22 protein-coding genes are annotated in these 25,017 nt (G+C 54.5%); 10 read left to right on the plus strand and 12 right to left on the minus strand.

Annotated features, from left to right (window positions below):
• Positions 1–8: 8 nt before the first annotated feature.
• On the minus strand, positions 9–2,675 hold the full coding sequence (gene aceE / locus NP77_RS01490; RefSeq protein ID WP_003854711.1) for a pyruvate dehydrogenase (acetyl-transferring), homodimeric type: 2,667 nt from the start codon (positions 2,673–2,675) through the stop codon (positions 9–11).
• Between the two features lie 101 nt (positions 2,676–2,776).
• Positions 2,777–3,541, minus strand: coding sequence for a pyruvate dehydrogenase complex transcriptional repressor PdhR (pdhR, locus tag NP77_RS01495; RefSeq protein ID WP_008925589.1), 765 nt, complete (start codon positions 3,539–3,541; stop codon positions 2,777–2,779).
• A 514-nt stretch (positions 3,542–4,055) separates the two neighbouring features.
• Between pdhR and aroP the strand changes: the two genes are divergently transcribed.
• From aroP to NP77_RS01510, 3 genes are all read left to right on the plus strand, one after another.
• Positions 4,056–5,411: an aromatic amino acid transporter AroP gene (gene aroP, locus NP77_RS01500; protein WP_003854713.1), complete on the plus strand. Its 1,356-nt coding sequence runs from the start codon at positions 4,056–4,058 to the stop codon at positions 5,409–5,411.
• A 179-nt stretch (positions 5,412–5,590) separates the two neighbouring features.
• Positions 5,591–7,003: a glycoside-pentoside-hexuronide (GPH):cation symporter gene (locus tag NP77_RS01505; protein ID WP_003854714.1), complete on the plus strand. Its 1,413-nt coding sequence runs from the start codon at positions 5,591–5,593 to the stop codon at positions 7,001–7,003.
• Positions 7,000–7,959: a family 43 glycosylhydrolase gene (locus NP77_RS01510; protein ID WP_003854715.1), complete on the plus strand. Its 960-nt coding sequence runs from the start codon at positions 7,000–7,002 to the stop codon at positions 7,957–7,959. The genes NP77_RS01505 and NP77_RS01510 overlap by 4 nt, the downstream gene beginning before the upstream one ends.
• On the opposite strand, the gene ampE is transcribed toward NP77_RS01510, so the two are convergent.
• Positions 7,941–8,795, minus strand: coding sequence for a beta-lactamase regulator AmpE (gene ampE, locus NP77_RS01515; protein WP_003854716.1), 855 nt, complete (start codon positions 8,793–8,795; stop codon positions 7,941–7,943). The genes NP77_RS01510 and ampE overlap by 19 nt on opposite strands.
• Before the next feature lie 16 nt (positions 8,796–8,811).
• The gene (gene ampD, locus NP77_RS01520) at positions 8,812–9,363 is read right to left on the minus strand and encodes a 1,6-anhydro-N-acetylmuramyl-L-alanine amidase AmpD (protein WP_008925586.1); all 552 of its coding nucleotides are present in this window, start codon (positions 9,361–9,363) and stop codon (positions 8,812–8,814) included.
• A 197-nt stretch (positions 9,364–9,560) separates the two neighbouring features.
• Here ampD and nadC point away from each other — a divergent pair, with 197 nt between their 5' ends.
• From nadC to hofC, 4 genes are all read left to right on the plus strand, one after another.
• Positions 9,561–10,457 carry a carboxylating nicotinate-nucleotide diphosphorylase gene (gene nadC / locus NP77_RS01525; protein WP_039658774.1) on the plus strand — a complete coding sequence of 299 codons (897 nt, stop codon included), beginning with the start codon at positions 9,561–9,563 and terminating at the stop codon, positions 10,455–10,457.
• 174 nt (positions 10,458–10,631) lie between these two features.
• Positions 10,632–11,087: a prepilin peptidase-dependent pilin gene (ppdD, locus tag NP77_RS01530; RefSeq protein ID WP_003854719.1), complete on the plus strand. Its 456-nt coding sequence runs from the start codon at positions 10,632–10,634 to the stop codon at positions 11,085–11,087.
• Positions 11,074–12,459: a type II secretion system protein GspE gene (gene gspE, locus NP77_RS01535; RefSeq protein ID WP_039658777.1), complete on the plus strand. Its 1,386-nt coding sequence runs from the start codon at positions 11,074–11,076 to the stop codon at positions 12,457–12,459. Before ppdD ends, gspE begins: the two co-directional genes overlap by 14 nt.
• Positions 12,452–13,651, plus strand: a complete 1,200-nt coding sequence (hofC, locus tag NP77_RS01540; protein WP_039658778.1) for a protein transport protein HofC — start codon at positions 12,452–12,454, stop codon at positions 13,649–13,651. Before gspE ends, hofC begins: the two co-directional genes overlap by 8 nt.
• Positions 13,652–13,675: 24 nt before the next feature.
• On the opposite strand, the gene NP77_RS01545 is transcribed toward hofC, so the two are convergent.
• Positions 13,676–14,716 carry a GMP reductase gene (locus tag NP77_RS01545; protein WP_008925582.1) on the minus strand — a complete coding sequence of 347 codons (1,041 nt, stop codon included), beginning with the start codon at positions 14,714–14,716 and terminating at the stop codon, positions 13,676–13,678.
• Between the two features lie 233 nt (positions 14,717–14,949).
• Here NP77_RS01545 and coaE point away from each other — a divergent pair, with 233 nt between their 5' ends.
• The 3 genes from coaE to yacG are packed head-to-tail and all read left to right on the plus strand — an operon-like array spanning position 14,950 to position 16,512.
• On the plus strand, positions 14,950–15,558 hold the full coding sequence (coaE, locus tag NP77_RS01550) for a dephospho-CoA kinase (protein ID WP_008925581.1): 609 nt from the start codon (positions 14,950–14,952) through the stop codon (positions 15,556–15,558).
• 4 nt (positions 15,559–15,562) lie between these two features.
• The gene (zapD, locus tag NP77_RS01555; RefSeq protein ID WP_003854726.1) at positions 15,563–16,306 is read left to right on the plus strand and encodes a cell division protein ZapD; all 744 of its coding nucleotides are present in this window, start codon (positions 15,563–15,565) and stop codon (positions 16,304–16,306) included.
• 8 nt (positions 16,307–16,314) lie between these two features.
• A complete protein-coding gene (yacG, locus tag NP77_RS01560) occupies positions 16,315–16,512 on the plus strand; it encodes a DNA gyrase inhibitor YacG (protein WP_003854728.1) in 198 nt (65 codons plus the stop codon).
• Between the two features lie 30 nt (positions 16,513–16,542).
• Here the strand turns inward: yacG and mutT are convergent, their stop codons facing one another.
• The 7 genes from mutT to ftsQ form a co-directional block, all read right to left on the minus strand.
• Entirely contained in the window at positions 16,543–16,938 is a 396-nt protein-coding gene (gene mutT / locus NP77_RS01565; RefSeq protein WP_003854730.1) for an 8-oxo-dGTP diphosphatase MutT, read from the minus strand.
• Between the two features lie 153 nt (positions 16,939–17,091).
• Entirely contained in the window at positions 17,092–19,797 is a 2,706-nt protein-coding gene (gene secA / locus NP77_RS01570; RefSeq protein WP_003854731.1) for a preprotein translocase subunit SecA, read from the minus strand.
• 74 nt (positions 19,798–19,871) lie between these two features.
• Positions 19,872–20,378, minus strand: coding sequence for a secA translation cis-regulator SecM (gene secM / locus NP77_RS01575; RefSeq protein WP_003854732.1), 507 nt, complete (start codon positions 20,376–20,378; stop codon positions 19,872–19,874).
• Positions 20,379–20,679: 301 nt separating this feature from the next.
• The gene (gene lpxC, locus NP77_RS01580; protein WP_008925578.1) at positions 20,680–21,597 is read right to left on the minus strand and encodes a UDP-3-O-acyl-N-acetylglucosamine deacetylase; all 918 of its coding nucleotides are present in this window, start codon (positions 21,595–21,597) and stop codon (positions 20,680–20,682) included.
• 101 nt (positions 21,598–21,698) lie between these two features.
• Positions 21,699–22,853: a cell division protein FtsZ gene (ftsZ, locus tag NP77_RS01585; RefSeq protein WP_003854738.1), complete on the minus strand. Its 1,155-nt coding sequence runs from the start codon at positions 22,851–22,853 to the stop codon at positions 21,699–21,701.
• A gap of 71 nt (positions 22,854–22,924) precedes the next feature.
• The gene (gene ftsA / locus NP77_RS01590; protein WP_003854739.1) at positions 22,925–24,181 is read right to left on the minus strand and encodes a cell division protein FtsA; all 1,257 of its coding nucleotides are present in this window, start codon (positions 24,179–24,181) and stop codon (positions 22,925–22,927) included.
• Positions 24,178–25,017, minus strand: coding sequence for a cell division protein FtsQ (gene ftsQ / locus NP77_RS01595; RefSeq protein ID WP_003854740.1), 840 nt, complete (start codon positions 25,015–25,017; stop codon positions 24,178–24,180). The genes ftsA and ftsQ overlap by 4 nt, the downstream gene beginning before the upstream one ends.

Consider the following 25,017-nt stretch of genomic DNA (forward strand, 5'->3'; position numbering starts at 1 on the left):
ATTACCTCTTAAGCCAGACGCGGGTTAACTTTATCGGCATCGATATTGAATTTGGTGATAGCGTCAGCCACCACTTTCTTCTCGATCTCGCCGCGTTTAGCCAGCTCACCCAGCGCGGCAACCACCACATAAGATGCATCAACTTCAAAGTGATGACGCAGATTCTCACGGCTGTCAGAGCGACCAAAGCCATCGGTACCCAGTACGCGATAATCGCTGGCTGGGACATAGCTACGAACCTGCTCAGCGAACAGTTTCATGTAGTCGGTTGAAGCAACAGCAGGTGCGTCATTCATCACCTGAGCGATGTAAGGTACGCGCGCTTCTTCAGTCGGATGCAGCATGTTCCAGCGCTCACAATCCTGGCCGTCACGTGCCAGTTCGGTGAACGAGGTGACGCTATAGACATCAGAGCCGATACCGTAATCTTTCGCCAGAATCTGGGCGGCTTCACGAACGTGACGCAGGATAGAACCTGAGCCCAGCAGCTGTACTTTACCTTTGCTGCCCTCTACCGTTTCCAGCTTGTAGATACCCTTACGGATACCCTCTTCCGCGCCCTTCGGCATGGCTGGCATATGGTAGTTTTCGTTCAGCGTGGTGATGTAGTAGTACACGTTCTCCTGCGCTTCGCCATACATACGCACCAGACCGTCATGCATGATGACAGCCACTTCATAAGCGTATGAAGGATCGTAAGAGATACAGTTCGGGATAGTCAGAGACTGAATGTGGCTGTGACCATCTTCATGCTGCAGACCTTCGCCGTTCAGGGTAGTACGACCCGAGGTGCCGCCGACCAGGAAGCCGCGCGCCTGTTGGTCGCCCGCCAGCCACATCAGATCGCCGATACGCTGGAAGCCGAACATCGAGTAATAGATGTAGAACGGGATCATCGGCAGGTTGTTGGTGCTGTAAGAGGTCGCCGCAGCCAGCCAGGAAGAACCTGCGCCCAGCTCGTTGATCCCTTCCTGCAGAATCTGGCCTTTCTCGTCTTCTTTATAGTATGCAACCTGCTCGCGGTCCTGCGGGGTGTACTGCTGACCGTTCGGGCTGTAGATACCGATCTGACGGAACAGACCTTCCATACCAAAGGTACGCGCTTCATCGGCGAGGATTGGAACCAGACGATCTTTGATCGACTTGTTCTTCAGCATCACATTCAGGGCACGCACAAAGGCGATGGTGGTCGAGATCTCTTTGTTCTGCTCTTCCAGCAGCGCACTGAACTCTTCGAGTGCTGGCATTTCCAGCTTTTCAGTGAACTTCGGCTGACGCGTTGGCAGGTAGCCGCCTAACTTCTCGCGCTGACCATGCAGATAAGCATGCTCTTCTGAGCCTTTTTCGAAGGTCACGTACGGCAGTGATTCGATTTTGTCATCAGCAACCGGCACGTTGAAGCGATCACGGATATAGCGCACGCCATCCATGTTCATCTTCTTCACCTGGTGAGCAATGTTTTTGCCTTCCGCGGTGTCGCCCATACCATAACCTTTGATGGTATGCGCCAGGATCAATACTGGCTTGCCTTTGGTGTCCTGCGCTTTTTTCAGCGCCGCGTAGATTTTCTTCGGATCGTGGCCGCCACGGTTCAATGCCCAGATTTCATCATCGGACATATCTTTAACCAGCGCGGCGGTTTCCGGATATTTGCCAAAGAAGTGCTCACGCACATAGGCACCATCGCGGGATTTAAAGGTCTGGTAGTCACCGTCGACCGTTTCGTTCATCAGCTGAATCAGCTTGCCGCTGGTATCTTTGCGCAGCAGCTCATCCCAGCGACCGCCCCAGATGACCTTGATCACTTCCCAGCCAGCACCGGCAAAGATGCCTTCCAGCTCGTTGATGATTTTGCCATTACCGGTTACCGGGCCATCCAGACGCTGCAGGTTGCAGTTGATGATGAAGACCAGGTTATCCAGTTTTTCACGGGTGGCGATGGTGATCGCACCTTTAGATTCTGGTTCATCCATCTCGCCGTCACCCAGGAAGGCGTAGACGGTCTGCGCAGAGGTATCTTTCAGGCCACGGTGTTCCAGATATTTCAGGAACTTCGCCTGATAGATCGCTGACAATGGACCCAGGCCCATTGATACGGTCGGGAACTGCCAGAATTCCGGCATCAATTTCGGATGCGGATAAGAAGAGAGGCCTTTACCGTCAACTTCCTGACGGAAGTTGTTCATCTGCTCTTCGGTCAGGCGGCCTTCAAGGAACGCACGCGCATAGATACCCGGAGAGATGTGGCCCTGGAAATAGACCAGATCGCCGCCATCCTTCTCACTGCGCGCGCGGAAGAAGTGGTTAAAGCACACTTCATAAATCGTCGCAGAAGACTGGAAGGAGGACATGTGGCCACCCAGTTCCAGATCTTTCTTCGATGCGCGCAGCACCGACATGATGGCGTTCCAGCGGATTGCGGAACGGATACGACGTTCAAGAGAGGTGTTGCCCGGATAATCGGGTTCATCTTCAACGGCAATAGAGTTGATGTAGTTGCTGATTGCAGAAGATCCTGCAGCCACGTTTACGCCGCCTTTGCGGGCTGCACCCAGTACCTGATCAATCAGATACTGTGCACGTTCAACACCTTCTTCACGGATGACCGATTCGATCGCCTGTAGCCAGTCACGAGTTTCAATCGGATCCACGTCATTGTGTAAACGTTCTGACATGGGTGTGTTCCTTATCTGTGTCTAATACGTTGAATAATCGGGAGCCTGTTAAAGCAGATGCAGGCAGGCTCGTCTGATATCAGTACGATCTTTGTCGCACGTCATTCCTTACGTTGCTGTAAACGACGCAGGGAGCGTTCTCGACGGCTCTGCTCCCGACTTCTGTCCAGCAAGATTTCCTCTATGAACGCCAGGTGACGGTGTGAAGCCTCGCGCGCTTTTTCTGGCTCACGGGCCACAATCGCCTCAAAGATTCTGGCGCGGTGACCGCTCACTTTTGCCAGCATTTCCCGGCGCGAGTAGAGCAATTCGAAATTCTGACGAACGTTTTGTTCCAGCATAGGGCCCATTGAGCGTAGCAAATGTAAAAGCACGACATTATGGGCTGCTTCTGTGACAGCGATCTGATACTGCATCACTGCGTCCGCTTCGGCGTCTAAATCGCCGCTGTCCTGCGCCTGCTGGATATTCAGATGGCAGTCGCGAATGCGCCGCAGGTCTTCCTCTGTGCCGCGCAGTGCCGCGTAATAGGCGGCAATGCCCTCTAAGGCATGGCGCGTTTCCAGCAGATCAAACTGGGATTCCGGATGGCCGGCGAGCAGCTCAACGAGTGGATCGCTTAAGCTTTGCCAGAGATTCTCCTGCACGAACGTTCCGCCACCCTGTCGGCGCAGCAATAATCCTTTCGCTTCTAAGCGCTGGATCGCTTCGCGGAGAGACGGACGTGAGACATCGAATTGTTTGGCGAGTTCGCGCTCAGGCAACAGCTTCTCTCCCGGACGCAACGTGCCTTCCATAATCAGGGATTCGAGCTGTTGCTCGATAGCATCGGAGAGCTTAGGTTGGCGAATCTTACTGTAAGCCATCATCCCTTCTTATTAAGCCAGGCGTCCGGAGTAAATTGGTAATACCAATTGCAATGAGGTGCCGGTAAAGTAACAAAGTATTCACCTTGTGTCTATATGGTGTCTGCGACATTCACCTCGCCTTAAAGCCTGTCCTGGCGCTAACTCGCGGTTAAAAAAATGAAAAAATCCGCTACGGCAAATGTTAAATAATTGCACTTTTACCAAACCTTACACCTGCTTAGCGCCTGATGAGTGCGGCAGCCATAAGTGAAAGCTATTCGTCATTACCCGAATTTCATGGCAGAAGTTTCGACAGGCAGACGTGACCAGGACGGCGTTTTTTCAGTCAAGTCTCAGCACGAAAGGCGAAAGCAGGTGCAAAGCGAATCGCTTATCACTATTCTTGTCGCCAGGGTAGCAAATGGCCGCATTCAGCACGCCAGATACCGTAAAATAATCAATACGTTATTGTAACTACTTCATTACAGCGGATTGCGCTGCGAACGAAGAATAAAAACATCACGAGGTTTGTATGGAACAGCAGCAAGGCGAAGCGCTGAAACGTGGTCTTAAGAACCGCCATATTCAGCTCATCGCGCTGGGTGGTGCAGTGGGAACCGGCCTGTTTCTGGGCAGTGCATCGGTCATTGAATCCGCCGGACCGGCCGTTATTCTGGGCTATGCGATTGCCGGGTTTATTGCCTTTTTAATCATGCGCCAGTTAGGTGAGATGGTCGTGGAAGAGCCGGTTGCCGGCAGCTTCAGCCACTTTGCCTATAAATACTGGGGCAACTTTGCGGGTTTTGCTTCGGGCTGGAACTACTGGGTGCTCTATGTGCTGGTTGCCATGGCAGAACTCACTGCCGTCGGCAAATATGTCCAGTTCTGGTGGCCTGACTTTCCGACCTGGGCGTCGGCTGCCCTCTTCTTCGTGATGATCAATGCTATCAACCTGACCAACGTGAAAGTGTTTGGTGAGATGGAGTTCTGGTTCGCCATCATTAAAGTGGTTGCGGTCATTGGCATGATCCTGTTCGGCGGCTGGCTGCTGTTCAGTGGTCATGCCGGTCCGCAGGCGACAGTACGCAACCTGTGGGAACAGGGCGGCTTCTTCCCGCATGGCATTGGCGGCCTGGTCACCGTCATGGCGATTATCATGTTCTCATTCGGGGGTCTGGAGCTGGTGGGTATCACCGCAGCTGAAGCGGATAACCCGGAAGTGAGCATTCCAAAAGCGACCAACCAGGTGCTGTGGCGTATCCTGATTTTCTACATTGGTTCGCTGGCGGTCCTGCTGTCACTGATGCCGTGGACCCGCGTCACCTCAGAAGTCAGCCCGTTCGTCTTTATCTTCCACGAACTGGGCGATGCCATGGTGGCGAATGCGCTTAACGTGGTGATCCTGACGGCTGCCCTGTCGGTCTATAACAGCTGCGTTTACTGTAACAGCCGCATGCTGTTTGGTCTGGCACAGCAGGGCAATGCGCCGAAAGCACTGCTGAAAGTCGATCGTCGCGGTGTACCGGTGTTAACGATTCTGGTCTCTGCTGTGGCTACTGCGCTGTGTGTGCTGATCAACTACCTGATGCCGGGCGAAGCGTTTGGCCTGCTGATGTCGCTGGTGGTCTCTGCACTGGTCATCAACTGGGCGATGATCAGCCTGGCGCACCTCAAGTTCCGTCGTAAGAAAGATCAGCAGGGCGTCACAACCCGCTTTAAAGCGCTGCTCTATCCGGCAGGTAACTGGATTTGCCTGATCTTCCTGGCAGGGATTCTGGTACTGATGGCGACCACGCCGGGCATGGCGATCTCCGTCTGGCTGATCCCGGTCTGGCTGGTCATTCTGGGTATTGGTTACTTTATTAAAAACCAGACGCAGAAAGCCTGATGCTCTACTACGTGCTGCAACCTCTCAGGGAGGTTGCAGCACGTACCTCTGATGCCCGATCCAGCTCACACTTCTCTTCCCGCACCTGTTTTGTCCATCTTCATGACGAATTTCTCCCGTTCATCTCACTGATTTCCTGACAATACTTCCTGTTCACACTGGATGCGCAGGAATAAACCATGAAAGGTACAGCTCTCCCGTTTCGGGAAAAACTGGGATATGGCATGGGTGATGCCGGATGCAACATGATTGGCGGTGCCATCATGCTGTTCCTGAACTACTTCTATACCGATGTTTTCGGCCTTGCTCCGGCGCTGGTGGGAACCCTGCTGCTTTCGGTCAGGGTGCTGGATGCGGTTACCGATCCGATTATGGGCGCCATCGCCGATCGCACCCAGAGTCGCTGGGGCCGTTTTCGTCCCTGGCTGCTGTGGGTTTCCGTTCCCTATGTGGTCTTCAGCGTTCTGATGTTCACCACACCAGACTGGACCTATCACAACAAGGTCATCTGGGCGTTCGTCACCTACTTCCTGATGTCACTGACGTATACCGCGATTAATATTCCTTATTGCTCTCTGGGTGGCGTGATTACCAACGACCCTGGTGAACGCGTCTCCTGCCAGTCCTACCGTTTTGTCATGGTCGGTATCGCCACGCTGATACTTTCTCTGTCGCTGCTGCCGATGGCGGAGTGGTTTGGTGGGGAAGATAAAGCGCGCGGCTACCAGATGGCGATGGCGGTGCTGGCCACGATTGGTCTGGCGATGTTTCTGTTCTGCTTTGCCACAGTTCGTGAACGTATCCGCCCTGCTGTACCGAGCAATGATGACCTGAAAAAAGATCTGCGTGACGTCTGGAAGAATGACCAGTGGGTGCGCATTCTGCTGCTGACCTTCTGTAACGTCTGTCCTGGCTTCATCCGCATGGCAGCCACCATGTATTACGTCACCTGGGTCATGGGTCAGTCCACGCACTTCGCCACGCTGTTTATCAGCCTGGGCGTGATTGGCATGATGTTCGGCAGCACGCTGGCGAAACTGCTCACCGATCGCTGGTGCAAACTCAAAGTCTTCTTCTGGACTAATATCGCATTGGCGCTCTTCTCCTGCGGCTTTTACTGGATCGATCCTCACGCCACGGTGATGGTCGTAGTGGCTTACTTTGTGCTGAATATCCTGCATCAGATCCCTTCTCCGCTGCACTGGTCGCTGATGGCGGATGTGGATGACTACGGCGAGTGGAAAACCGGCAAGCGCATCACCGGCATCAGCTTCTCCGGCAACCTGTTCTTCCTCAAGGTGGGACTGGCAGTGGCCGGTGCAATGGTCGGCTTTCTGCTGTCGATCTATGGCTACAATGCGGGTGCTAAACAGCAGTCCCCTGAAGCGATTAACGGCATCATGCTGCTCTTCACCATCATTCCAGGCGTCGGCTATCTGATTACCGCCGGCGTGGTGCGGCTGATGAAGGTCGACCGCAAAATGATGATTACCATCCAGCAGGATCTCGCGCTGCGCCGCGAAAACTTCCACGAGTTACACGCTGTTCGCCTGCGCGACGGTGCTGCTACGCCAACCGGAGATGTTAAATGACTGCAATCCTGCCGAATCCTTTTATTGAGCAGCGCGCCGACCCCTTTATCCTTCGCCATGAACAGCACTACTACTTTGTGGCATCAGTACCGGAGTATGACCGGCTGGAGATCCGACGCGCCACAACGCTGGCTGGCCTGCGCAGCGCCGAGCCGGTCGTGGTCTGGCGCAAGCCTGATAGCGGCCCCTGTAGCGAGTTAATCTGGGCACCCGAATTGCACTACATTGACGGCCAGTGGGTTATCTATTTCGCAGCAGCGCCGACGCGGGAGATCAAAGAGGGACTGTTTCAGCACCGGATGTATGCGCTGGTGTGTGAGGCGGCAGATCCATTGCAGGGCGAATGGCAGCCCTGCCGCCGGGTTTTCAGCCAGCTCGACAGCTTCTCTCTGGATGCCACGCACTTCGTACATCAGGGCAAAAACTGGTATCTCTGGGCGCAAAAAGATCCCGTGATTCCCGGCAACTCTAATCTCTACCTGGCTGAGCTGCTGAATCCCTGGACGCTGAAAGGTACACCGGTGATGCTGAGTCGGCCAGAATATGAGTGGGAGTGCGCAGGGTTTAGCGTGAACGAAGGTCCGGCGGTGATTCGTCACAGCGATCGGCTGTTCGTGACCTACTCCGCCAGCGCTACCGATGAAAATTACTGTCTGGGGATACTGTCGATTGCCGCTGATGCCGATCCGCTTGATGTCACCGCCTGGCAAAAATCGGCACGCCCGGTCTTTGTATCCAGCTGGGACAACCATCAGTATGGGCCAGGCCACAACAGTTTTACCCAGGATGAGGCGGGACGCGACGTGCTGGTTTATCACGCGCGTAACTACACTGAAATTGAGGGCGATCCGTTGTGGGATCCGAACCGCCACACCCGACTGAAATATTTCAGCTGGCGGGAAGATGGCACGCCCGATTTTGGCGTGCCACCTGCCGATTACACCAGCGTGCCGTAAATCGTCAGCAACGCAACGGCAACCACCAGCACCAGTGAAGTGCGTTTCGCTAACGCCACGGCAACCCGTGGCGTTTCTACTTTATCGGTGTGCGGATCGCGTGACAGGGAGAACTGCGCCAGCGTCGTCAGCACCTGATACTGAGAACGGTGACGATCAGTCAGCGAAGCAAACCACGCAGGCAGCGCTTTTTCGCCGTGGCCCAGCAGCGCGTAAGCCACCCCCGCCAGCCGCACCGGGATCCAGTCGAGAAGATGCAGTATCGCATCCACGCCAGACTGCGAACGCGCCATCGGTGTACCATGTTTTGCCAGCCAGCCTTGCCAGGCTCGCAGAAACGCATAACCCACCAGCAGCACCGGACCCCACGGCCCTCCCACCACCAGCCAGAACATCGGCGCAAGGTAGAAGCGGAAGTTTATCCAGATCAGTGCATTCTGCAGTTCACGCAGGAACTCGCGTTCGCTGCATTCTACCGGCACGCCATGAATCAGCGTCAACTCAGCCGCCATCGCCTGATGCGCCGCGTCGTCGTCATGACTGGCTGCTTTCAGATAGCTATGGTAGTGCTGACGCACCGAACCGGCACCGATGCAGAGCAAGCCGGCGACGATCCAGAACAGTAATTGCAGTATACCAAACAGCAGCCCTTTCAGCGCCCAGATGACCAGCGCAGTCAGCGCCATCGCCAGCACAGTCATTAGCAGAGTACGCATCATGGAGAAATGTCGGCGATGCCGAAAAATCGGCTCCAGCCGGTGTTCGAGCTGCCAGTGCTCGCCCAGTTTAAACAGGCGCTCCCAGCCTAAAACCAACAACAAGGTAAACAACGTCATACTGACTCCGCAAAAATCAGGATTTTTGCTGCGTTAACAGCTGTTTGTAGTAGTCCCAGTCAAAAGCAGGTCCGGGATCGGTCTTTCGTACCGGCGCGATGTCACTGTGCCCCGTAATACGTGAAGGCGTTAACGGGTAATGCTGCAGCAGCAACAGGGTTACCTGCTGCAGGGCCCGATATTGCGCTTCGCTATAGGGCTCACTGTCTGTTCCTTCCAGCTCAATCCCTATAGAGAAGTCGTTGCAGTTTTCACGTCCTTCAAACTGCGAAATGCCTGCATGCCAGGCACGTTTATGAAAAGGGACATACTGCACGATCTCCCCGTCACGACGAATCAGGCAGTGTGCCGCGACTTTCAGCGCGGCGATATCCGCAAAATAGGGATGAGCATCCGGCGGAAGTGTGCCGGTGAACAGCTTGTCGATCCACGGCCCGCCAAATTCACCGGGTGGCAGGCTGATATTGTGAATCACCAGCAGTGAAGGCGCTTCATTGTCTGGCCGTTCATTGCAATGCGTTGACGGCACGTGACGCGCTCCGGTCAGCCAGCCCTGTTCGATTTTCATACCCATTTTCCTTGTTTCAGCTGGCTGAGAATAGCATGAATAATAAAGGATTCTTGCCTCTTAGTGTGCCGGTTGGGTCACATGACAACGCTGCGTGTTAAGGATACTAAACAAAATACGATTCGTTGCTGGAACCTGATGGCGGTTCAGGCTATTGTGTCACCCTCTGTCATTTCTCGTTCTGGAGTAAAACACCTATGTCATCTCGTGGTTATGATCCTGACAGCCGCCGTCAGGCACTCATCAAACGCATTGAAAGTGACATCCCGGATGCGGTTGCACTGGCGTTAAAAGAGGATCTTGGTGGAGAGATCGACGCTGACCGGGATATTACTGCCCAGTTGTTACCTGCCGATATCCAGGCTCATGCGCAGGTCATTATCCGTGAAGCGGGTGTTTTCTGTGGTAAACGCTGGGTGGAAGAAGTCTTCATTCAACTCGGCTCGCACGCGACACTGAGCTGGCATGTCGAAGATGGTGATCAGATCGAGGCAGACCAGCTGCTGTTTGAAATCGAGGGTCCTGCCCGACTGCTGCTGACTGCGGAGCGTACCGCGCTTAATTTTGTGCAAACACTCTCGGGCGTTGCCACCGAAGTCAGCCGCTATGTCGCACTGCTGGCGGGAAGCCAGACACAGCTGCTGGACACGCGTAAAACCCTGCCCGGATTGCGGACCGCGCTTAAATATGCCGTGCTCTGTGGCGGTGGCAGCAATCATCGCCTGGGCCTCTCAGATGCCTACCTGATTAAAGAGAACCATATTATTGCCAGCGGCTCAATTGCGCAGGCAGTGGAAAGAGCGCAATGGCTGCAACCCGATGTGCCGGTTGAAGTTGAAGTGGAATCACTGGAAGAGTTGCGTCAGGCGCTGGAAGCCGAAGCCGATATTGTGATGCTGGATAACTTCAGCCTGGAAGAAATGCGTACCGCCGTCGACATCAACCAGGGTCGGACGCTGCTGGAAGTCTCCGGTAACGTTACCGAAACAACCCTGCCGCAGATCGCTCTGACCGGCGTGGACTATGTCTCTGTTGGCGCACTGACCAAGCATGTGCGGGCGCTGGATCTCTCTATGCGTTTCAAACAAAAGTAGACTGCGCCACCGTAACCCGACCCGACGATTTTGCGACCCCGCTTCCGGCGCAGTTTCGACTGCGCTGCAATCCTGAAATCTGTTCACACCACACTTTCCAGTTTTCCCCTCTCTGACTGTCTTTTACTGCTACTGATTTTTAACCTGTCGCCTTCTTAAACAGGAGACGATGTGATGAATCATCAACGTGGATTTACGCTGGTTGAATTGATGATTGTGGTCGGTATTGTGGCGATCTTAAGTGCCATCGGCTTGCCCGCTTATCAAAATTATCTGCAGCGCGCTGCCCTCACCGACATGTTGCAAACAATGGTGCCGTTTAAAACTGCGGTAGAGCTCTGCGCCATGGAGCGTGGTGGCCCAACCCAGTGTCATGCAGGAGAAGCGGGCATTCCGGCAGCCAGAGGATCGCGCTATGTCTCGGCACTGAGCGTGACCAACGGTGTGATTGCATTGACTGGCCAGGAAAGTCTCAATGGCCTGAGCGTTGAAATGCTGCCGGTCTGGGACAGCACGGATGGCGGCATCAGATGGCAACGCAGTTGCACCAGTAGCAACAATAGCCTGCGCGACAATTGTCAGGATCAGTTCCGCTTTGCAGATAAAGGGGCCAGCGATGAACAAGCCTGATGAAGCGATCGCGGCTTTATGTCAGCGCTATCGCGCCCTGGTGTTACACCATGATGCCAGTCAGCTGCGTGTGGCCGTCGCAGAAAGCGTGCCGCCCGGACTGGCTGAAGCGCTTCATTTTGCCAGCCAGTGTAAGATTGAGATCGAATGCTGGCCGCAGGCCCGGCTCGACCAGCTTCGGCATGCCGACACACCGCTGGTGGCGCGTGAAGAGGCGCCTGCAGAGTCAGCGATTGAGGCAACACAGCTGATCCTGCGTCAGGCGCTCGAACGCCGCGCCTCCGATGTGCATATCGAACCCTGCCGCGAGGGTTTACGCGTGCGACTGCGCATTGATGGCGTACTGCATCCGCTCTCTTCATTACCTGCCACTCAACCTGCGGCGCTGCTGGCACGACTGAAGATTCTCGGCGGGCTGGATATCGCCGAACGACGGTTACCACAGGATGGTCAGTTCAGCATGGAGATCGCCGGTAAACCCGCCTCGTTTCGTCTGGCCACGTTGCCCATCTACGGCGGGGAGAAAGCCGTAGTCAGGCTATTGCAGAGTGAAAGCGCGGCGCTGTCACTGGATAAGCTCGGTTTACCCACTGCGCAGCTACGTCTGTTCTGCGCTGCGCTGGCCCAGCCGCAGGGATTGATTCTGGTGACGGGCCCCACCGGCAGCGGCAAGACATTCACGCTCTACAGCGGGCTTAGTGCGCTGAATAAGCCTGAAAAAAATCTCTGCAGCGTTGAGGATCCGATTGAGATCCCACTGCCGGGCATCAATCAGACGCAGATCCATGCTAAAAACGGGCTCGATTTTAACCGCGTGCTGCGGGCGCTGCTGAGACAGGATCCCGACGTCATCATGGTGGGCGAAATTCGCGATGCCGAAACGGCAGAGATTGCGGTTAAAGCAGCACAAACCGGACATCTGGTCCTTTCCACGCTGCACACTAACTCCACCGCCGAGACGCTGACCCGGCTTCGACAGATGGGAATTCCCGGTTATCTGCTTGGGTCAGCACTGAAATTGATCGTTGCTCAGCGTCTGGTCAGACGCCTCTGCCCTCACTGCCGTCAGCCTGCTCAGGCAGTGGCACACTATCCTCCGGAACTCTGGCCTGGCACCCTGCAAACCTGGCGTGCCCCAGGCTGCGACCACTGCTTTTCCGGCTATTTTGGCCGGCTGGCGCTGTTTGAACTACTGCCCATTAATGCCAGACTGCAAAATGCGATCGCCGCCGAGATGCCGCTGGAGAATCTGCTGAATCTGGCGAAACAGCAGGGATTGCGCACCCTGCTGGTTTCCGGTTTAGAGGCGGTAAGTCGGGGCGATACCTCCCTGGAGGAGATGCAACGGGTGATTGGGCTGGACGATGGCTAATGCCTCTTTATTCAGCTGGCAGGCGGTCGACAGTCAGGGTCAGTTACTCAGCGGTCAGCTACTGGCTATCGACAGTGACAATCTGCTGCTGATGCTGGCGCAGCGTGATCTTTTGCCGGTGAGCTGGAAGCGTGAAAAAGTCTGGCGTCCGAGGGACTGGAAGTGGCAGCACAAAACCGATCTCATTCGCCAGCTGGCCACCTTGCTCAAAGCGGGCCTGCCGCTGGCAGAGAGTCTGGTTTTGCTGGCGGAGGGGCAGCCGCATGCTGGCTGGCGGGCCCTGATGCTAGCTCTGCATCATCGGGTACTCAGCGGTGCGCCTTTTTCACAGGCTTTGCGTGAATGGCCGCAGATCTTTCCGGCACTCTATCCGTCCCTGATGGAGGTAGGTGAGCTCACCGGTCAGCTGGATGTCTGTTGCAGCGAACTGGCTCAGCAGCAGATCCGCCAGCAGCAGTTATGGCATCAGGTGGGTAAAGCGCTGCGCTATCCTCTTTTTATTCTGCTGGTGGCGATGGCTGTCACCTGCGGCATGCTGCTGTTCGTGCTGCCGGAGTTCGTTACGGTTTATGACGCCTTTGATGCGCCCCTGCCCGCCTTTACCGCAGCGGTAATGCAGTTATCTGCCGCGCTTCAGGAATGGGGAGGCGTGCTGGCCCTGGGTATTTCGCTGATGCTGACTGGATGGCATCAGCTGCGACGACGCTCTGAGGGCTGGCAACGCCGTGAGCAGGCATTTTTCCTGCGCATCCCGCTGCTTTCCGGATTGTGGCGCGGCACACAACTGACGCAGATCTATACCATTCTGCATCTCACACAGAGCGCCGGGTTAACGCTGTTACAGGGGCTATCCGCCGTTAAGGTAACATTCTCCTCATTGCTCTGGCGGGACGCGATAGCCGGACTGCAGCAACATATTGCTGAGGGAAGTCCTCTGCATCAGGCGCTGATGCAGCATCCGTTGTTCACGCCATTATGTGGTCAGCTGATTCGCGTCGGTGAGGAGGCGGGCGCCCTGGATTTGATGCTGGCACGTCTGGCTGAATGGCATGAGGCCGAAACGCGAGAGCGCGCTGACACACTGGCGGCTTCGCTGGAACCGATGATGATGATGGTGATTGGCGGCATTGTTGGCACACTGGTGATTGCCATGTATCTGCCGGTCTTCGGGCTGGGTGATGCGATGCATTAGGGGCGCACGCTGCGCCCCGGATGGCTATCGGTTAAATACCCGGTTCTCCTGCTCGTTAACCCGAATAAAGGTCGTGCGTTTGGTCAGCTCTTTCAGGCGCTCGGCCCCTACGTAAGTGCAGGCGGAACGCAGCCCACCCAGGATATCGCGTGCTGTCTCCGCCACCGGACCTCTTAAGGGCAGCTTGACCGTTTTGCCTTCTGCCGCACGGTACTGCGCAACACCACCAACGTGACGCTTCATCGCCGATTCGGAACTCATGCCATAAAAGAGCATGGATTTTTCGCCATTCTCTTCAACAACCTGCCCTTCGCACTCATCATGTGCCGCCAGCATGCCACCCAGCATCACGAAGTCAGCACCGCCGCCAAAGGCTTTGGCGATATCCCCCGGCACTGAACAACCGCCATCACTGACAATCTGTCCGCTTAAACCATGCGCCGCATCAGCACACTCGATAACGGCAGAAAGCTGCGGATAACCTACACCGGTTTTTACCCGGGTTGTGCAGACCGAACCCGGGCCAATGCCCACTTTGACAATATCCGCGCCGGAAAGAATCAACTCTTCCACCATTTCGCCCGTGACGACATTACCGGCACAGATTGTTTTAGAGGGGAAAGTTTCACGCGCGCGTTGCAGAAAATCGACAAAATGTTGTGAGTAACCGTTGGCCACGTCGATGCAGATAAACTGCAGATCGTCTGACAGCGCCATAATGGCGACCAGTTTACTGAGATCGGACTCTGAAGTGCCGGTGGAGACCATAACATGTTTAAGGCATGTCGCAGGCACGCGCTGAATGAACGCGCGCCAGTCATCAACGCTGTAATGTTTGTGGACTGCAGTAAGGATATTGAAGCTGGCGAGCGCCTCGGCCATCGAAAATGTGCCGACGGTATCCATATTGGCGGCGATGATGGGTACGCCGCTCCAGCTCAGGCCCGAATGTCTGAAGGTAAAGCTGCGTTCCAGCTCAACCTGTGAGCGACTTTGCAGCGTGGAGCGTTTGGGACGGATTAAGACATCTTTAAAGCCCAGTTTCAGATCTTCTTCAATACGCATAAATAGTGTCCTGGTAAGTGGCAACGAATCGTCGTTCGCGAAGTAAGCACAGCTCCAGTGGCGTTATGATACGCGCCTCTCGCTGTGCGACAAGACTGCGAATTTCACTTTATTTACGCTACAATCCGTTAAATTTAGTTGTGATTTATCGGTGTGATCTGACACCCATTTTTGCCTTTTTTAGTCAGATCATTACCCTGAACCCATGTCGTAAAAGAAGTCAGGTGAGAAACATGCCCTATATCGTCGCGCTTACAGGGGGGATCGGCAGTGGAAAGAGTACGATTGCCCAGGCATTCGCCGCGTCTGACGTGGACATTATTGATGCTGACCTGATTGCCCGTGAAGTTGTTGAACCCGGCACGCCCGCTTTGCAGGCTATAAAGGGGCGCTATGGCGCGTCGATAGTGACGGAGCAGGGCATGCTTGATCGTAAACAGCTTCGCGACATTATTTTCCAGAAGCCGGAAGAGAAAAGCTGGTTAAACGCACTGCTTCATCCGCTGATAAACGCCCGGACGCGACAGCTGATCGCCCAGGCCACCTCACCTTATGTGCTCTGGGTAGTGCCATTACTGGTGGAAAATCAATTACAGCACCAGGCTGATCGGGTACTGGTGGTGGATGTTGATGAGGCAACGCAGTTAGCGCGGACTCAGCAGCGTGACCATCTTTCCGTCGAACAGGCGAAACGTATTCTTGCCGCACAGGCCACGCGCCAGCAACGCCTCGCCTGTGCCGATGACATTATTGATAACAGCGGCGAGCCCGACGACGCCCTGCCACAGGTTGCCGAACTCCATCAGCGCTATCTCAGGCTGGCGGCAACGAAACAGGATTAATACCATGAGTACACCCGTTCTGTTTGAACACCCACTGAATGAAAAAATGCGAACCTGGTTGCGGGTTGAATTTTTGATTAATCAGTTAGATGAAACCACGCCACTGGATAAAACCGTTAATGCGCTGACCTTTTTTCGCCTGATTGGCGAGTTGCTCGACATTTTCGAGCGCGGCGATATGCGGACTGAACTGTTGAAAGAGCTGGAGCGTCAGCAGCAAAAATTACGTGCCTGGGCTGATGTGCCGGGTGTCGACATGACGCTGGTGGATGCTCTGCACGATAAACTAAAAATTCAGTCAACGCAGTTGATGAATGCCCCGCGTATGGGGCAACAGCTCCGTGAAGATCGTCTGATTGCCCTGGTGCGCCAGCGACTCAGCATTCCCGGCGGATGCTGCAGCTTTGATTTGCCAGGCCTGCACATCTGGCTCCATCTGCCGCAGGAAACACGCGATGCGCAGGTCGAAGCCTGGATGCAGACGCTCGCGCCCCTGCATCATGCGCTGGCGATGATACTGGATCTGATCCGCCAGTCCGGCGCATTCCATATGCAGACCAGTCTGAACGGTTTTTATCAGGATAATGCCGAGGGTGCCGATCTGCTGCGATTGCAGTTATCGCTGGACGATGCCCTCTATCCACAGGTGTCCGGACATAAAAGCCGCTACGCCATCCGTTTTATGCCATTTGATAGTGAGCGCGGTGAAGTTCCGGCCCGCCTTAACTTCCAGTTGGCCTGTTGTTAGAGGTAAACATGCAGCAAGAAGTCATGACCGTTTCCTGTCCGCAGTGCGGCAAAGATGTCATCTGGGATGAGCTCAGCCCGTGGCGCCCTTTTTGCAGTAAGCGCTGTCAGCTTATTGATTTAGGCGAGTGGGCCGCAGAAGAGAAACGCATTCCCAGCAGCGACGATATGAACGACAGTGACAACTGGAGTGAAGAAGAGCGCTGATAACAGGATGGGGCGCGCTGCCCCATCCACTCAGAGTTCGCCGGCGACCAGACGCGCAATCAGCTGATGATTCGCTGGCGGAAACTCCTCCGCGACCAGCGCATGCTGATCAACCCAGCGCTGCGGTTGCCCCTCTTTGCCCCACGGCTCCCCTTTCCACCCTTCAACCAGAAAGAAGTGCAGCGTTACGCGCAGATCGTCATAGCTGTGATCTGCATGACCAATCGGGCGAGCCTCGGTGACATCGATCCCGGTTTCTTCCTGGAGCTCCCTTATGAGTCCCTGTTCGGCGCTTTCGCCCGCTTCAATCTTACCGCCAGGAAACTCCCACTTATTTGCCATATAAGAGGTCGATGCGCGCTGGGCAAGGAAAATCTGTTTATTGGCATTGCGAATGATGCCAACTGCAACCTGCAGGTGCTTCATGAAGACTATCCGGTAGTAATGGTGAATGAAGGCTAATTTTAGAGCATGCCGTAACGGAAGTTAACCGCTTTAGCTCAGCATGGGCATAGTCATCGTAGTGGCAAAGGCCATAAAAAAAGGAGCCAGCGGCTCCTTTTTTATCAGCATTTAGCCTCAGGCGATACGGCCATGACACTGCTTATACTTTTTACCGGAACCACATGGGCAGGGATCGTTGCGGCCCACTTTGCGTTCTCCACTTTGCTCAGCCACAGGCTCAGCTGCCAGCAGATCTTCTTCCACATGGCTCAGCTGCTGTTGCTGTGCCAGACGTTCAGCTTCTTCGCGACGCTGTTGCTCCATCGCTTCAACTTCTTCTGGCATGCGCACCTGAACTTTGCTCAGCGTACTGATCACTTCATACTTCAGTGATTCAAGCATTGCGGCGAACATGGCAAAGGATTCACGCTTGTACTCCTGCTTTGGATCTTTCTGCGCATAGCCGCGCAGATGGATACCCTGGCGCAGATAGTCCATCGCTGCCAGATGCTCTTTCCACAGAGAGTCCAGCGTCTGCAGCATCACGCCTTTTTCGAAGTTGCGCATCATTTCCGCGCCCACGATCTCTTCTTTCTCTGCGTAGCTTTCCATGGCATGGGTCATGATGCGTTCACGCAGCACTTCTTCATGCAGATCGGGCTCTTTGTCCAGCCACTCTGCAATCGGCAGGTTAAGATCGAAGTCAGTGCGCAGACGCTCTTCCAGGCCAGGCACGTCCCACATTTCTTCCAGCGACTGTGGCGGAATGTAGGTATCGATAGTGGCTTTGTAGACATCGTGGCGAATACTGTTGATGGTTTCGCTCACATCAGACACATCCAGCAGCTCATTACGCTGACTGTAGATCGCACGACGCTGGTCGTTAGCCACATCATCATATTCCAGCAGCTGCTTACGGATATCGAAGTTACGGCTTTCGACTTTACGCTGCGCGTTGGCAATCGCTTTAGTCACCCACGGGTGCTCAATCGCTTCGCCTGGCTTCATGCCCAGTTTACGCATCATATTTGACACGCGGTCTGAGGCGAAAATACGCATCAGCGCATCTTCCATCGACAGGTAGAAACGAGAAGAACCGGCGTCACCCTGACGACCTGCACGACCACGCAGCTGGTTATCGATACGACGGGATTCGTGACGCTCGGTACCCACGATGTGCAAACCACCTGACGCCAGCACCGCGTCATGACGAATCTGCCAGGCCGCTTTAATCTCTTCGATTTGCGCTTCGGTTGGCTCTTCCAGTTCGGCCACTTCAGCGTGCCAGCTACCGCCCAGCATAATGTCCGTACCACGTCCGGCCATGTTGGTCGCGATAGTGACCGCGCCCGGTTGACCAGCCTGCGCCACGATGTCCGCTTCGCGGGCGTGGAATTTGGCGTTCAGGACGTTATGTTTGATACCGGCGCGGGTCAGTTCATTAGAGACCACTTCTGATTTTTCAATCGAGATGGTGCCCACCAGTACCGGCTGTCCATTGGCTGTACGCTCACGGATATCTTCGATAATCGCATCGATCTTCTCTTTCTCTGTCATGTAGACCAGGTCAGCCAGATCTTTACGCACCATCGGACGGTTAGTCGGCACGACAATGGTGTCGAGCTTGTAAATAGAGCTGAATTCGAACGCTTCGGTATCAGCAGTACCGGTCATACCGGCCAGCTTTTCGTAAATACGGAAGTAGTTCTGGAAGGTAATAGAGGCCAGCGTCTGGTTCTCGTTCTGGATCTCTACGCCTTCTTTCGCTTCAATCGCCTGATGCAGACCATCTGACCAGCGACGACCCTGCATGGTACGGCCGGTGTGTTCATCAACGATTACCACTTCGCCATCTTTCACGATGTAATCAACATCGCGGGTAAAGAGTGCATGCGCGCGCAGTGCCGCAGTGACATGGTGCATCAGCATGATGTTGGTCGGCGAGTAGAGTGACTCGCCCGCTTCCATAATGCCCTGGCTGACCAGCAGCTCTTCCACTTTCACCAGACCGCGTTCAGACATATGAGCCTGACGCGCTTTCTCATCGACCCAGAAGTCGCCTTCACCCTGATGGGTTTCGGTATCTTCTTTATCCTGGCGAACCAGGTGAGGGATGATCTTGTTCACTTTGGTGTAGAGATCAGAACTGTCTTCTGCCGGACCGGAGATGATCAGCGGTGTACGCGCTTCATCGATCAGGATGGAGTCGACCTCATCCACCAGCGCATAGTGCAGTTTACGCTGTACGCGCTCTTCCGGGCTGAACGCCATGTTGTCACGCAGGTAGTCGAAGCCATACTCGTTGTTGGTGCCGTAGGTAATGTCTGCTGCATATGCTTCACGCTTCGCCACAGCCGGCAGGCCCGACATGTTGATACCAATCGTCAGACCCAGGAACTCAAACAGTGGTCGGTTGTTTTCCGCATCACGCTGTGCCAGATAGTCGTTGACGGTCACCACGTGAACACCTTTACCAGACAGCGCATTCAGGTAGGCTGGCAGCGTTGCGGTCAGGGTTTTACCTTCACCGGTACGCATCTCAGCGATGCAGCGGTCGTTCAGCACCATGCCGCCGATCAGCTGCACATCAAAGTGACGCATACCGAACACACGTTTACTCGCTTCACGTACGGTCGCGAACGCTTCCGGGATCAGACTTTCCAGCGATTCGCCTTTTTTCAGACGCTCGCGGAACAGGTCGGTTTTAGCTTTCAGTTCATCGTCAGAGAGCTTCTCAAAATCAGGCTCCATCTTATTGATGACATCTACCACCTTGCGCATACGACGCAGCGTACGATCGTTACTGCTACCAAAAACCTTGGTTAATATTTTGCTAAACATAATAAATATATTCTCAATTCAGCCGGAATATTCCGGACTGCGAAATCTAAACAGAGTGAGTAAAACCAATACTATTAGCAGAACAATCGGGCGGGTCCGGCGCGGATGCCATGCACACTGGCATGCCATTCTACCCATGAACGGGTAACGGCCATGAAGAGAGGCGGTGTTGCCATCTGCTGCGGTGCGGTATGCAGCGCAGAATGCGATGTCAGTAAATTATGCAGTGAGTCAATAAGCGCCAGCTTTTGGGCCGCCAGCGGTAACTGCTGTTGTTCCGCCTGCGCCTGGGGAGCAAGCGTGAAAGAGAGGTGACGAATAACGGTGCGGATGGCGTGCTGATGCCAGTAATCCACGCTGAAGCTCGGGCGCCGTGACGCTTCCTGGAGCCGGATTAAATGATCAAAGCGTGTGGCATTGCCAAGAAAGAGGCTGCTGGCTGGCGATTCAGAGGACGCGTTGGGTTCGGCGCTTTGCGCACAGGCTGGCAGGCCAAAGCTGGCCGCTACCATCCCTAACAGGAGATGAGGCCAGAAATAGCGTCTACCTAATTGTCGCCAGCGCTGAAGAATCCCGATCACAACCTTTCCATCGCGCACGCTCTGTTGCGCTCTTGTTTTCGTGTACCCGCCGCGAGCCGCAACGGATTTCGGCCTGTAAAAGCGCCACAGATAGTAACATTAATGTGGGGCATCCACACCTGGGATTAAAGTGGCGGTGTGAGAAAACGCGTGTGATTGTTCAGCAATTCAGCAGAACAGACAATGTGTTGCGAGCGACGTCGCAATCGTCAGGAGTATGACAGAAAGCCATAAAAAAACGGCTGGCGCCGCTGACCGGAGAGGGTGTCAGCATAACCAGCCGTTTCACGTTCTGGGGTAGTTAAGCCAGAACCAGATTCGGTGCTTTGAATGCCACTGGCAGTTCAGCTTCGTCTTCGAAGGTTGCCCATTCCCAGGCTTCCTGCTTAGCCAGAACCGCTTGCAGCAACTTGTTATTCAGCGCGTGACCCGATTTAAACGCAGAGAATGCGCCAATGATGTTGTGACCACACATAAACAAGTCGCCAATCGCGTCCAGCATTTTGTGACGAACAAACTCGTCCTCAAAACGCAGACCTTCTTCATTCAGTACGCGGAAATCATCCAGACCTATCGCACAATCTAAGCTACCGCCCAGGCACAGGCCTTTAGACTGCAGATATTCGATTTCACGCATAAAGCCAAATGTACGCGCCCGGCTGATTTGACGAACAAAGGCGTCAGCAGAGAAGTTCATCGCATAGCGCTGTGAGCTGGAGTCGATAGCCGGGTGTTTGAAGTCGATGGTGAAATCAAGCGAGAAACCGTTGTACGGTTTGATCTCGGCCCATTTGTCACCCTCTTCCACACGCACGGTCTGCTTAACACGCACAAATTTCTTCGCGCTGTTGAGCTGCTCGATACCCGCATCCATCAGCAGATAGATAAACGGTGCTGCGCTGCCATCCATGATCGGGATTTCCGGCGCATCGACTTCAACAATAATGTTGTCGATACCCAGACCCGCCAGGGCGGCATTGAGGTGTTCAACCGTTGAAATACGCACGCCTTCATCATTCACCAGGCAGGTACTCAGCATGGTGTCGCGCACGTATTTTGCATCAGCCGGAAAATCTACCGGTGGATTCAAGTCGGTGCGACGATAGATGACCCCGGTATTAGCCGACGCAGGGCGTAATGTCAGTGTGACTTTTTTGCCGGTATGTAAACCGACACCCGTCGCCTGAACAATACGTTTTAATGTCCTTTGTTTGATCATCGCATTATCTCGCAGTATCACCTTTCCGACCGCCAGTATACTTTACCAGCGGACAGACACTTTAGCACAAAGAGCGGATAATCCCAATTATAGGGTTAATCCTAATCGGCCTGCTTACGCAAAAAGGCCGGAATATCAAGATAGTCAGGCTCTTTGTTCGACTGCGCAGCCTGGTCGTTAACGACTTTGGCAGCTGGTTTTTGCTCCTGCGGCAGCGGTGACATACCGTGCTGCTGATAGCGATGATCCATCACTGGCTGGCTGGCTGGCTTGTTGGTGACCAGCGTGATTTCCGGACGTTTGTCCATGCCGATACCGGTTGCCACGACAGTGACGCGCAGTTCGTCATTCATTTCCGGATCCAGAGAGGTACCGATTACAACGGTTGCGTTGTCAGAGGCGAAGGCGCGGATAGTGTTACCCACGGTCTCAAACTCATCCAGACGCAGGTCGAAGCCCGCCGTAATGTTGACCAGCACGCCACGGGCGCCTGACAGATCAATATCTTCCAGCAGTGGGCTGGAGATCGCCATTTCAGCCGCTTCTTCCGCACGATCTTCACCGCACGCAACGCCTGAACCCATCATGGCATAGCCCATTTCGGACATCACTGTACGCACGTCAGCAAAGTCGACGTTCATCAGGCCCGGACGGGTGATCAGCTCGGCAATACCCTGGACTGCGCCTTTCAGCACGTCGTTAGCAGCGCCAAATGCATCCAGCAGGGAAATACCACGGCCCAGCACTTTCAGCAGCTTGTCGTTGGGAATAGTGATCAGTGAATCGACGTGCTTAGAAAGTTCAGCGATCCCCTGCTCAGCAAACGCCATGCGCTTTTTGCCTTCGAAGTTGAACGGCTTGGTAACAACGGCCACCGTCAGGATACCGAGATCCTTAGCCACTTCAGCAACTACAGGGGCTGCACCGGTACCGGTACCGCCGCCCATGCCTGCTGCGATGAAGACCATGTCTGCCCCTTCCAGCGCAGCCCGCAGTGCTTCGCGATCTTCTTCTGCTGAGTTACGGCCTACTTCCGGATTCGCACCCGCACCCAGACCTTTGGTAATGTTATTACCGATCTGAATGGTCTGGCCGACAGCTGTTTTACGCAGCGCTTGCGCGTCGGTATTCACAGCAAAGAATTCCACACCTTCGATACGTTCGCGTACCATGTGCTCTACGGCGTTACCGCCGCCGCCACCGACGCCGATGACTTTAATCACCGCGTCGTTGGTTAATTCCATAGGTTCAAACATGATTTCTCTCCGTTATGTGCCTGTCGCCTGGAGATCACTAAAGAAAACAGCATGATCCCCTTTCACAAAAATTAAAACTCTTTTTTTAACCAACTGTTAATACGCTTGAACCAGTTACCTACTGAGACCCGTTTTTCGGTCTCTGCATCACCGTTCATGTGCGACTCTTTGCCGTAATGCAACAGTCCCACGGCAGTGGAGTAGTACGATTCCTGCGCATAGTCAGTCAGGCCGGTAATATTCAGCGGCTGTCCGATACGCACCTGCGTATGGAATACGCGTTGCGCACAGGCCGCCAGTCCTTCAATTTGCGCTGCACCACCGGTCAGGACAATGCCTGCGGCTAAGTGATGCTTTACGCCCTGCTGACGCAGTTGTTCCTGTAACTGCAGAATCTCGTCATTAACCAGATTCAAAAGTTCGGTATAACGCGGCTCAATCACTTCCGCCAGCGTCTGACGTTGCAGGCTACGTGGTGGACGTCCGCCCACGCTCGGTACCTCAACGTTCTCATCTTTGCCGACAATCGAGCCCAGCGCGCAACCATGACGCACTTTAATCGCTTCAGCATCCGTTGGCGGTGTGCCAAACGCATAGGCGATATCGCTGGTGACAACGTTGCCTGCATACGGAATAACCTTAGTGTGCCGTAAAGCGCCGCCGGTATATACGGCTATGTCCATTGTACCGCCACCAATATCGACAACACACACGCCCAGCTCACGTTCGTCTTCAGTCAAAACGGCAAAACTGGAGGCGAGACCGGCAAAAATCAGCTGATCTACTTTCAGTCCGCAACGCTCAACGGCTTTAACGATGTTCTTCGCCATGTCGTTGTGGCAGGTGATCAGGTGCACTTTCGCCTGCATACGCACGCCAGAAAGCCCAACCGGATTCTTGATCCCTTCCTGATAGTCGATCGCGTATTCCTGAGGAATAACGTGCAGGATGCGATGCTCGTCGCGCACTCTCACCGATTTAGCGGTATGTACGACATTCTCTACATCATCCTGAGTCACTTCCTCTTCTGAAATCGGAACCATCCCGATTTCGTTCTGACAACTGATATGTTTGCCCGATAAAGCAAGGTAGACGGAGGAGATCTGGCAATCCGCCATCAGCTCAGCCTGATCGATGGCGCGCTGAACGCATTTCACCACCGACTCAAGATCGTTTACGCCACCTTTATCCATACCACGGGAAGGACAGCTGCCCACCCCAATAATGTTGACCATACCATCGGGCAGAATTTCCCCAACCAGGGCGGCAACTTTCGCAGTGCCGATTTCGAGTCCAACTACCAGTTTTCTGTCCGTTGCCTTGATCATTGTTGTTTAGCCTGTGCCTGGTTCTGTTGCTGATTACTGTCCTGTGGCTCCATCACGACCGGTGTCCAGCCAACAGAAGCGCCCGAGTCATATCGCAAATCCACGTAGCTGATACGTTTGCTCTCGTTCTGACCTTGCTGTTGCAGTACCGGGTAGAGCTCAATAAAGCGATTCAGTCGTTTCATGGTGTCGCTGCGTCCCAGTTCGATGCGTACATCATCACTGGTGACCAGCTGCCATGAACGACGGGCCGTCATTGACGCCACCTTCAGAGTAAACTTCCGGGCTTTTAGCACATCATCCATGCTGTGATAGCCTGCCAGGACCTCTTTTTCACTCCCTTCTGGCCCATACAGCATCGGCAGTGTCTCTTTGCCGACATGACTGGCGGGTACGCTGAAGGCGTTACCTTCTGCATCCACCATATGCAAATCGTTCCAGCGCGCCACCGGCGTATACTCCACCAGGTGGATCTTCAGTTCGTCCGGCCACTGCTTACGCACACTGACCTGCTTAATCCACGGCAACCGCTCAATCTGCTGCTGCAGAATGTCCACATTCTGTGACATAAACGTGCCGGGCGGACCCAGCGACAAAATCGCCTGTCGAATATCGTCGTGCGTGGTGTAATGCGTCTGTCCTGTCACCACCAGTTTTGACAACGGCAGCCGGGACGCATCGTTCATCCACTTCAGCACCACCAGCCCGCCGGCAACCATAATCCCGATAACGATCAGCAGGAAAAAAATGCCGAACAGTCGGGCACCGTTACTGCGCCCGGTGCGAATACGCTCCTGCGGTTCACGGTTTCGAACTCTCATCGCCGCCTGTGACAT

Origin of the sequence: Pantoea sp. MBLJ3 (assembly GCF_000816655.1) — a bacterium.
Classification (GTDB): domain Bacteria; phylum Pseudomonadota; class Gammaproteobacteria; order Enterobacterales; family Enterobacteriaceae; genus Pantoea; species Pantoea eucalypti.

What these genes read in the sequence shown, in the direction of transcription:
- pdhR (WP_008925589.1), bottom strand. Translation starts at nt 3,541, where the DNA reads ATGGCTTACAGTAAGATTCGCCAACCTAAGCTCTCCGATGCTATCGAG.
- aroP (WP_003854713.1), top strand. Translation starts at nt 4,056, where the DNA reads ATGGAACAGCAGCAAGGCGAAGCGCTGAAACGTGGTCTTAAGAACCGC.
- ftsQ (WP_003854740.1), bottom strand. Translation starts at nt 25,017, where the DNA reads ATGTCACAGGCGGCGATGAGAGTTCGAAACCGTGAACCGCAGGAGCGT.
- ftsZ (WP_003854738.1), bottom strand. Translation starts at nt 22,853, where the DNA reads ATGTTTGAACCTATGGAATTAACCAACGACGCGGTGATTAAAGTCATC.
- NP77_RS01545 (WP_008925582.1), bottom strand. Translation starts at nt 14,716, where the DNA reads ATGCGTATTGAAGAAGATCTGAAACTGGGCTTTAAAGATGTCTTAATC.
- hofC (WP_039658778.1), top strand. Translation starts at nt 12,452, where the DNA reads ATGGCTAATGCCTCTTTATTCAGCTGGCAGGCGGTCGACAGTCAGGGT.
- nadC (WP_039658774.1), top strand. Translation starts at nt 9,561, where the DNA reads ATGTCATCTCGTGGTTATGATCCTGACAGCCGCCGTCAGGCACTCATC.
- coaE (WP_008925581.1), top strand. Translation starts at nt 14,950, where the DNA reads ATGCCCTATATCGTCGCGCTTACAGGGGGGATCGGCAGTGGAAAGAGT.
- aceE (WP_003854711.1), bottom strand. Translation starts at nt 2,675, where the DNA reads ATGTCAGAACGTTTACACAATGACGTGGATCCGATTGAAACTCGTGAC.
- NP77_RS01505 (WP_003854714.1), top strand. Translation starts at nt 5,591, where the DNA reads ATGAAAGGTACAGCTCTCCCGTTTCGGGAAAAACTGGGATATGGCATG.
- ampE (WP_003854716.1), bottom strand. Translation starts at nt 8,795, where the DNA reads ATGACGTTGTTTACCTTGTTGTTGGTTTTAGGCTGGGAGCGCCTGTTT.
- secA (WP_003854731.1), bottom strand. Translation starts at nt 19,797, where the DNA reads ATGTTTAGCAAAATATTAACCAAGGTTTTTGGTAGCAGTAACGATCGT.
- ampD (WP_008925586.1), bottom strand. Translation starts at nt 9,363, where the DNA reads ATGAAAATCGAACAGGGCTGGCTGACCGGAGCGCGTCACGTGCCGTCA.
- gspE (WP_039658777.1), top strand. Translation starts at nt 11,074, where the DNA reads ATGAACAAGCCTGATGAAGCGATCGCGGCTTTATGTCAGCGCTATCGC.
- ftsA (WP_003854739.1), bottom strand. Translation starts at nt 24,181, where the DNA reads ATGATCAAGGCAACGGACAGAAAACTGGTAGTTGGACTCGAAATCGGC.
- yacG (WP_003854728.1), top strand. Translation starts at nt 16,315, where the DNA reads ATGCAGCAAGAAGTCATGACCGTTTCCTGTCCGCAGTGCGGCAAAGAT.
- NP77_RS01510 (WP_003854715.1), top strand. Translation starts at nt 7,000, where the DNA reads ATGACTGCAATCCTGCCGAATCCTTTTATTGAGCAGCGCGCCGACCCC.
- mutT (WP_003854730.1), bottom strand. Translation starts at nt 16,938, where the DNA reads ATGAAGCACCTGCAGGTTGCAGTTGGCATCATTCGCAATGCCAATAAA.
- lpxC (WP_008925578.1), bottom strand. Translation starts at nt 21,597, where the DNA reads ATGATCAAACAAAGGACATTAAAACGTATTGTTCAGGCGACGGGTGTC.
- ppdD (WP_003854719.1), top strand. Translation starts at nt 10,632, where the DNA reads ATGAATCATCAACGTGGATTTACGCTGGTTGAATTGATGATTGTGGTC.
- zapD (WP_003854726.1), top strand. Translation starts at nt 15,563, where the DNA reads ATGAGTACACCCGTTCTGTTTGAACACCCACTGAATGAAAAAATGCGA.